This is a genomic window from Lysinibacillus sp. NPDC056220 (assembly GCF_049315265.1).
Lineage (GTDB): Bacteria > Bacillota > Bacilli > Bacillales_A > Planococcaceae > Lysinibacillus > Lysinibacillus pinottii.
In genome coordinates, this window is the sequence record NZ_JBMOXD010000004.1 from 248,804 (window position 1) to 257,652 (window position 8,849).

The 8,849-nt window shown below is 39.1% G+C and carries 7 protein-coding genes, 6 tRNA genes and 1 rRNA gene; 1 reads left to right on the forward strand and 13 read right to left on the reverse strand.

Annotation, left to right across the window (positions count from 1 at the left end; genetic code table 11):
• Window positions 1-59: 59 nt before the first annotated feature.
• The 12 genes from glmM to ACOZBY_RS16005 all read right to left on the reverse strand — a co-directional run bounded on the left by glmM (window position 60) and on the right by ACOZBY_RS16005 (window position 6,798).
• Window positions 60-1,412 (reverse strand): phosphoglucosamine mutase, encoded by a 1,353-nt coding sequence (gene glmM / locus ACOZBY_RS15950; RefSeq protein ID WP_031416705.1) that lies wholly within the window; start codon window positions 1,410-1,412, stop codon window positions 60-62.
• Window positions 1,413-1,629: 217 nt separating this feature from the next.
• Window positions 1,630-2,706, reverse strand: a complete 1,077-nt coding sequence (locus tag ACOZBY_RS15955) for a CdaR family protein (protein ID WP_012296034.1) — start codon at window positions 2,704-2,706, stop codon at window positions 1,630-1,632.
• Window positions 2,699-3,535 (reverse strand): diadenylate cyclase CdaA, encoded by an 837-nt coding sequence (gene cdaA / locus ACOZBY_RS15960; RefSeq protein WP_012296035.1) that lies wholly within the window; start codon window positions 3,533-3,535, stop codon window positions 2,699-2,701. Before cdaA ends, ACOZBY_RS15955 begins: the two co-directional genes overlap by 8 nt.
• 149 nt (window positions 3,536-3,684) lie before the next feature.
• Complete coding sequence (locus ACOZBY_RS15965) at window positions 3,685-4,311, reverse strand: anti-sigma factor family protein (protein WP_012296036.1); 627 nt, start codon at window positions 4,309-4,311, stop codon at window positions 3,685-3,687.
• A gap of 13 nt (window positions 4,312-4,324) precedes the next feature.
• On the reverse strand, window positions 4,325-4,888 hold the full coding sequence (gene sigW, locus ACOZBY_RS15970) for an RNA polymerase sigma factor SigW (protein WP_004225410.1): 564 nt from the start codon (window positions 4,886-4,888) through the stop codon (window positions 4,325-4,327).
• A gap of 133 nt (window positions 4,889-5,021) precedes the next feature.
• Window positions 5,022-5,927, reverse strand: coding sequence for an arginase (gene rocF / locus ACOZBY_RS15975; protein ID WP_012296037.1), 906 nt, complete (start codon window positions 5,925-5,927; stop codon window positions 5,022-5,024).
• 185 nt (window positions 5,928-6,112) lie between these two features.
• Window positions 6,113-6,185: transfer RNA gene (locus ACOZBY_RS15980), tRNA-Lys, on the reverse strand.
• Window positions 6,186-6,197: 12 nt separating this feature from the next.
• A tRNA-Gln gene (locus ACOZBY_RS15985) sits at window positions 6,198-6,272 on the reverse strand.
• 14 nt (window positions 6,273-6,286) lie between these two features.
• Window positions 6,287-6,370, reverse strand: a tRNA-Tyr gene (locus ACOZBY_RS15990).
• Between the two features lie 18 nt (window positions 6,371-6,388).
• A tRNA-Val gene (locus tag ACOZBY_RS15995) sits at window positions 6,389-6,464 on the reverse strand.
• Window positions 6,465-6,534: 70 nt separating this feature from the next.
• A tRNA-Glu gene (locus tag ACOZBY_RS16000) sits at window positions 6,535-6,609 on the reverse strand.
• 112 nt (window positions 6,610-6,721) lie between these two features.
• Window positions 6,722-6,798, reverse strand: a tRNA-Asn gene (locus ACOZBY_RS16005).
• Between the two features lie 263 nt (window positions 6,799-7,061).
• Between ACOZBY_RS16005 and mbcS the strand changes: the two genes are divergently transcribed.
• Window positions 7,062-8,639, forward strand: a complete 1,578-nt coding sequence (gene mbcS, locus ACOZBY_RS16010) for an acyl-CoA synthetase MbcS (RefSeq protein ID WP_012296038.1) — start codon at window positions 7,062-7,064, stop codon at window positions 8,637-8,639.
• A gap of 105 nt (window positions 8,640-8,744) precedes the next feature.
• Here the strand turns inward: mbcS and rrf are convergent.
• Window positions 8,745-8,849, reverse strand: a 5S ribosomal RNA gene (rrf, locus tag ACOZBY_RS16015); the annotation flags it as partial.

Genomic DNA, 8,849 nt, shown 5'->3' on the forward strand with positions numbered 1-8,849 from the left:
TTTTCAAACAAGAAAAACTCGACCTCCTAAAAACGGAAATCGAGTTAAGTTTATATTTACTAGTCTGTTAAGCCCATTTCTGCACGCACAACATCTGCAATACGCTCAACAAAACGCTCACAAGCTGTTTCAGTAGCAGCTTCCACCATTACACGAACAAGCGGCTCAGTACCTGAAGGACGTACTAAAACACGACCATTCCCTGCCATTTCAGCTTCTACCTCTGCAATCACAGCGGCCACTTTCGTATTTTCAGTCACCGCATGCTTGTCTGTTACACGAACATTGACAAGACGCTGAGGATAGATTTTCATCTCGGCAGCAAGCTCTGACAGCTTCTTACCTGTCGCTTTCATAATGTTGACAAGCTGAATACCTGTTAGTAGACCATCGCCCGTTGTATTAAAATCTAAGAAAACAATATGCCCTGATTGCTCGCCACCTAAATTGTAATCATTAGCACGCATTTCCTCTACGACATAACGATCCCCTACTGCAGTTTGTATGCTTTGCATACCGTTATCTTCTACTGCCTTATAGAAGCCCATATTGCTCATAACGGTTGACACAATAGTTTGCTTCTTTAAACGACCAACTGCATTTAAATACTTGCCAATAATAAACATAATTTGATCGCCGTCAACAATTTTACCGTTTTCATCTACAGCAATTAAACGGTCACCGTCTCCATCAAACGCTAGACCCACATCTGCATCCTTTTCTAATACAAATTTAGCTAGTCCCTCTGGGTGAGTTGAACCTACACCATCATTAATATTTAAACCATTTGGAGAAGAACCCATTGTAGAAATGTCAGCCTCTAGGTCCGCAAAAAGATGCGTCGCTAATGATGAGGTAGCACCATGTGCACAGTCTAATGCTACATGGATACCATCAAATTCTTCATCCACTGTTTGTTTTAAGTATTGAATGTACTTTTGTCCGCCTTCGAAATAGTCACTTACAGATCCTAAATCTGCCCCAATTGGACGTGGTAATGTATCCTCTTGAGCATCAAGTAAAACTTCTATTTCCTCTTCTTGTGCATCTGTTAGCTTAAAACCATCTGGGCCGAAGAATTTAATGCCGTTGTCAGCTACTGGGTTATGCGAAGCTGAAATCATGACGCCTGCATCTGCGCTCATAATACGAGTAAGGTATGCAACACCTGGTGTTGAAATAATTCCAAGGCGCATTACCTCTACCCCAATTGATAAAAGACCAGCAACAAGTGCACCTTCCAGCATCTCGCCTGAAATACGTGTGTCACGACCAATTAAAACCTTAGGACGGTCAGTTGCATCTTTCGTTAAAACATAGCCACCTATACGGCCAAGTTTAAATGCAAATTCCGGTGTTAGTTCACTATTGGCGACGCCACGGACGCCATCTGTTCCAAAATATTTACCCATTCTACTTATTCTCTCCTTCAATGCAAGACTGTGTCACATTCATCATAGACACTTGTCCGCTTACTTTTGGAAAAGTCTGCTTTTGTTCATTCATTGGTAATTTTTCGTAATCCACTCAGTTAGTTTGTTTGGTGAATATATTGCGATCTACCCACCAAACCAAACTCCAGTTAAATTTTTGATTTAGAATCAAAATAAAATTATAGTCAGATATTGTTTAAGAATCAATATCTTCCGTTTCTTCAGTTGGCGTATTTTTATCAGTCGTAGTACTATCATCCTTCACATCAGTTTCCTCAGTAGGGGGTGGCGTTTCCTCTGTAGAAGCCGGTGTTTTCTGCTCTTCTTCTTTCTCTACTTTTGTAATATCTGCCTTCACTTTTATTTTCTTATCAGATATTTTTGTCACACCATCTGGTAATTTTACATCAAACTCATAAGTTTTTGATTCAGTAATTTTTGACAAATCTACTACAATTGGAATTTCTGTTAAACCATCAATAATCGATTTTCTGCCATATACTTTAATCATTTTTTGCGTAAATGTTAAAGAATTGATTGTAATATCATCCGAGGCTTGCCCTGTTTCTCTAATAACAACTGGGAGTTCTCGGCTATACTCCCCAATATCTACTTGAACATTAACGGTATCAGGTTCAATTGTTACATCAAGCTTATTTAAATCTCTATCTAATACTTTTACTGCCGCGTCCTGAGAGAATGATTGCTTCAAGCCTGGCTCTCCAGCAACAGTGGCTTTTACATAGCTGATGCTTTCAATAGCACTTTTTGCCCCTGTCACGTAAACAGTCGGTGGATCGGCTACCATATCCTTTAAAATATACCCTTCTTCGATTAGTCGAGTATTCATTTCTGGGTCTACTCGGAACTCCTTCGTGACCTTTTCCTCAATATTTACATGAATAGTTGCAGGGTCTAATGTAACCTTTAACTTATCAGAAATATTTTCGTATTGTAGCTTAACATCATGCTCGCCAATCAATAGATTACTTAAATCAACGAATACTGAGAAATCCTTTGTTGCCCTTGTTTTTATAACTACAGGCATTGGTCCTTTTATCTTCACATCTACTGTTTCAGGTAATCCTGTTACAATCAGATTCTCATTATCATAATAAACATCTACTGGTACATCACGAATAATATCAGTCTGTTCAGTGGTAGTTGTTGTATTGATTGGCGATAGCTCGGTACGAACTGAGAAAAAAAGCAAAAATGCTAAAAATAGCGCGATGATTCTTAGTACCCAAGGACTATCCATCATTTTATCCATTCTTTTTCCCCCTCCAAGTTAACTTAGAGGCTGCATTTGACTCTTGTGCTGATCCGAACCACATTTTTCGTAATAGTGTCTCGAACTCCTCTAGAGAAAGATTACGATGGAGATTGCCATTCAACGTAATACTAATGGCTCCTGTTTCTTCTGAGACAACGATAGTTATCGCATCCGTCACTTCACTTAAGCCAAGTGCAGCACGGTGGCGTGTCCCTAACTCTTTTGAAATAAATGGACTTTCAGATAGAGGTAAATAGCAAGCTGCTGCTGTAACTTTATCTCTTTGCATAATTACCGCCCCATCATGTAATGGCGTATTCGGTATAAAGATATTAATGAGCAATTCTGAAGAAATTTCAGCATTTAGACCTATGCCTGTTTCAATATATTCGTTAAGACCTGTTTCTTTTTCAATTGAAATTAACGCACCTATTCGACGTTTAGCCATATAACTTACAGATTTTTTCATAGCCTCTATAAGCCTTGTTTGCTCCTCGTCTTCTTGACTAGATGAACGTTGGAAAAGCTTCCCTCTACCAATTTGTTCTAAGCCTCGTCTGATTTCAGGTTGGAAAATAATAATAATCGCCAAGAAACCAAATTCAATGACCTGCTGTAGCATCCAGCCTAACGTTTGTAACCCTAAAAGGTCTGTTGCAATTCGTGCAATAATAATGACGAAAATTCCCTTAAGTAATTGGACAGCCTTCGTACCTTTAATGAGGGTTAAGACCTTATAAACAACGTACCAAACGAGCAGTACATCGATGAAGTTAATAACAATATTCACAGGCGTTAAATCTGTGAAATGTTCAATAATTTGCACGTGGCATCCCCCACTTTTCATTACGAATCCATACACATTCAAGTATAGCACATTCTTATCAAATGTAACTTTTTTCAAATAAAAAGTCTACTCAGAAGAGTAGACCTTTCAGCCTCTCACGTGCACTATTTTTTAGGACGTATAGAGTGTTATTTAGTTTCTTCTTTTTCATCAAATGTCATGGCTGTTTTTACAGAGTTTTTAATCGTATACCATAACCATTCAAATACTTCGTCAATTTCTTCAATTCTCCCTGAAACTACCGCTGAAGATGCCATGTATTGCCCGTTTATGACTGTGACGTTACCATCAACTTCTCCTTCAACAACCAAATCGCCATTTTTCACCACAATATCGCCCTTTACAACTTCCCCTGCGGGTACGATAACCGTTTGACCATCTACAACTAAATTGGGCTGCTTGGTCACAGAGAAATGCTGGTCATCCATAAAGCTTCCTAGCAAGGTAGCACTCATAAATAAACAAAATACTGCTGCTGCCACAAAAAATGGATGTCGGCGTATCCATTTTTGTATACCTACTCGACTTTTCGGTTTTGGTAAACGAGCCATTACTGCTGCTTCAAAATCCGGAGGCGCTGTAATATGGGAAGCACTCTTCACAAAGGCGATTGTTTCACTCAATTCATGCATCAACTGTTTACAATCATTACATGTATGCAAGTGTTGCTTTAACTCTTGCTCATGCTCACGACTAATGTCACCGTCTAAATAATCATGCATATAATCAATAATATGCTCTGGACAAGTATTCATGACGCTCCCCCTCCTACAGATTGTTTAACTGCTTACGTAATGCCTCACGTCCGCGGTGAATTCTCGTTTTCACCGTTCCAAGTGGCATATCTAAAATCTCGCTAATCTCTTGCAACGATAACTCTTCTATATATTTCAATACTATAACCGAACGGTATTTATCCGGCAAACGTCCAATTTCGTATTGAATGCGATCTTGCAGCTCCATTTGCTCTAACTGCTCCTCTGGTAGCTGGTCATCTGCTGCGATTTGTGAATACATATCAAGCCCTTCTGTACCAGCTACTTCTGCATCTAAATAATAATCCGGTTTCTTTTTCCGAATACGATCTATACAGAGGTTTGTCGCAATGCGATAAAGCCACGTCGAAAACTTTCTTTTCTGATCAAAAGTATGCAAATTCATATATGCCCGAACAAAAGCTTCCTGAGCAATATCTTCAGATTCTTGTTTGTTACCTAACATTCGATAGCATACTTGGTACAGTTTGTGCTGATAGAGACTCACAATATCGGCAAATGCGTTTTGATCGCCTTTAAGCACTTGTTTTATTCTCTTATTTACTAACGCATCCATTGTGTTGACTTCTCCACCTTTACAACTGTCTTATACTATACGACCCATCGATAAGAAAAGTTTCGTTTTATTTCAATTATAGCAAAAGATTTTTATGCAATGTGGCGACAGGCAATTTTTTGAATATTTTTGTTTAAACTAACGTTTCTCCAAATAAAGAGCCCATTAAAGCAACAGCTACATTTGCCGTTGTATTTTTCTCATCTAATATCGGATTCACTTCTACAAACTCCGCAGAGGTTAACATTCCAGACTCTTGTAGCATTTCCATTGCTAAATGACTTTCACGATACGTAATTCCACCTGGCACTGGTGTTCCAACCCCTGGTGTATAAAGAGGGTCAAGTCCATCTAAATCAAGCGATAGGTGCAATCCATCAACATTACGCTCTTTTAAATAGGCAAGTGCATCTTCCATAACACGCGTCATGCCAAGTCGATCAATTTCATGCATTGTGTACACTTTAATTCCTTGTTCACGAATCAAGTCACGCTCACCAGGATCTACAGAACGAGCTCCGATGATAATAACGTTTTCTGGCTTAATTTTCGGCACACTATTACGAATTTGAACTAAACGTTCATGCCCAAGTCCAATACTAACTGCTAAAGGCATTCCATGTATATTGCCAGAAGGTGTAGTTTCAGGTGTATTTAAATCTGCATGTGCATCATACCAAATAACACCTAGATTTTTATAATGTTCTCCTAATCCTGCAAGTGTACCAATAGCAATACTATGGTCTCCACCAAATACAAGTGGGAATTTTTTTTGTTCGACTACTTCATGTACACTATTAGCCAAAGCTGTACTAACTTCGACAACTTCCTCTAAATTTAATAACTTTTCGTCTACTGCTGCATTTGCTTGCTTTTGACTTACACGAATATCCCCTTGATCTTGTACCTCGTGTCCAATACTTGTTAAACGTTCAACAACGCCTGCATAACGAATAGCACTTGGTCCCATATCTACGCCTCGACGTGTTTGTCCGTAATCTGTTGGTACTCCAATAATAGAAATATTAAGTTTATTCATGTTTTTATACCCCCTAAAAGTTATAAGACTATTGTAAAGCCTACTTACCAATTGGCTCAACCCAACAAAAAAACGCATATTTATTCATTATAAATCAACATAAAAAAATCTCCTACTGTTTTCAGCAAGAGATTAGTTATCTGTATTTATTATATCACTTTTGAATATATTTTATTCTATAAAAGTGAGCCATGAAGGACTCGAACCTTCGACCCTCTGATTAAAAGTCAGATGCTCTACCAACTGAGCTAATGGCTCATAAAAGAAAAATGGCTGGGGTACTAGGATTCGAACCTAGGCATGACGGAATCAAAATCCGTTGCCTTACCGCTTGGCTATACCCCAATCATTTATAAAACTGGTGGAGGGGGACGGATTCGAACCGCCGAACCCTAAGGAGCGGATTTACAGTCCGCCGCGTTTAGCCACTTCGCTACCCCTCCGAAATAACACAATAATAATGGTGGAGGATGACGGGCTCGAACCGCCGACCCTCTGCTTGTAAGGCAGATGCTCTCCCAGCTGAGCTAATCCTCCATAGAAACAGGTGTTATATCACAGTTTATTTTCTTTTTAAAGCCTGTACATCATGACGATGCATTTTAAATGGTGACCCCTACGGGATTCGAACCCGTGTTACCGCCGTGAAAGGGCGGTGTCTTAACCACTTGACCAAGGGGCCATATGTACGTCTCAAACAAGACAATAATTATAATAACATTATTTCTACATTCTTGCAACACTTTTCTACAATTTTTTTATGTATAAAACCATCTTAAAAATGAGCAAAAAAATGGCTCCGAAGGCAGGACTCGAACCTGCGACAACCTGATTAACAGTCAGGTGCTACTACCAACTGAGCTACTTCGGAACAATACTATTCGTATGTCTTAGACAACCTCTTAAGTACATTTATTATTATAGCAAGCATTCTAAATAATGCAACACATTTGTGAAAAATTTTATATTTTTTGTCGAGGCCTTCTTAAATATAACTTAGAAAGCAAAATAGTTCTCTATTAAATCTAATATTTCTATTTTGTGTATTAAATATTCTTGCTGTATATTATTGCAATTGTTAAAATAAAAATAGTTTTACGAATTTTCTATCATTTCAGGGGGAGGAATGTTCAAATGGTAATAAAGGATTTAATTGCACCGGATGTTTATAACATTACAGAGGAATTAGAAAAATTTTCGCAAGATAGTGAACGCCAAGCTATACGTTGGTTAAATACACAACAAGAGAGGCAAACAGTTACTTACGTAGAGCTTGTTCAAAAAATGAATCAATACGCTAATGCCTTTACGAAGAAGGGGCTTCAAAAAGGAGATCGTGTATTAGTTATTATTCCTCGCCTACCAGAGGCCTATTTTGTTTTCCTAGGCTGTTTAAAAGCGGGTATTGTTCCTATTTCATGCTCAGAAATGTTGCGCGCAAGTGATTTAGAATATCGTATGGAGCATTCTTCTGCTAGTGCTGTGATCGCCTATGAAGCATTTACTAGTGAAGTAGATAAAATCTCTTCTTCTGTCAATACTTTAAAAAACAAAATGGTCATTGGCACAGCTACAGGAGATTGGTCTTCTTTAGATGAATTGGCTAGCTCGCAACCAAATACATTTACTGCTGTTGCTACTAAACGCGATGACATGGCGTTCCTTTCTTATACTTCTGGAACAACAGGTAAGCCTAAGGGTGTCGTTCATTCTCATGGTTGGGGCTACGCGCATATTCGAACAGCGGCTGCACAGTGGCTTTGTGTACGTGAAGGAGACTTAGTATGGGCTACTGCTGCTCCAGGTTGGCAAAAATGGATTTGGAGTCCTTTCCTATCCACCATTATGTTGGGGGCTACAGCCTTTGTTTATCATGGTGGGTTTGATGCAAAAACATATCTTCGCCTGTTGCAGGATGAAAAAATTAATGTTCTCTGCTGCACTCCAACTGAATATCGTATCATGGCGAAGCTTGAGAATTTAAAAGACTATAATCTATCCTCTCTGCGTAGTGCTGTCTCTGCTGGTGAACCATTAAATCGACCAGTCATTGAAACATTTAAGAATCACTTTGATCTAAAAGTCCGCGATGGTTATGGTCAAACAGAAAATACATTACTCATTGGTACTCTGGAAAACACAGAGTTACGTCCTGGTTCCATGGGTGTCCCAACTCCAGGTAATATTGTACGTATTATCGACAATGAAGGAAATGAGGCACCTGTTGGCGAGGTTGGAGATATTGCCATACACAAATCATCGCCAGCGTTGTTTAAAGAGTATTATCGGGAGCCTGAACGCACACAAGCGGCATTCCGTGGTGAATGGTACATTACTGGTGATCAAGCGAAATGTGATGAAGATGGTTATTTTTGGTTTGAAGGTCGAGGCGACGATATAATTATCTCATCTGGTTACACTATTGGTCCCTTTGAAGTAGAAGATGCCTTAAACAAGCATGATGCTGTACAAGAGTGCGCAGTTGTGGCTGCTCCAGATGAAATTAGAGGGCATATTGTCAAAGCCTATGTAATCTTACGAGATGGCTATAAGGAACACAATGAAGAAGAATTAATTAAGGAGCTACAGGAGCATGTAAAAGCACTGACTGCGCCTTATAAATATCCTCGTAGTATTGTCTTTATCGATGAGTTACCAAAAACAACATCTGGGAAAATTCGTCGTATCGAACTACGAGCAGCAACTGTCTAAATATAGTAAGGAGGCATTTTCTTTGAATGAAATGCCTCCTTTTACTTTTTAGAATTTTAAACAAAAAAAAAGCCACTACTGAGTGTATCAGTAGCGACTTTTTGCGCCTAGCGATGTCCTACTCTCACAGGGGGAAGCCCCCAACTACCATCGGCGCTAAAGAGCTTAACTTCCGTGTTCGGTATGGGAACGGGTGTGACCTCTTTGCCA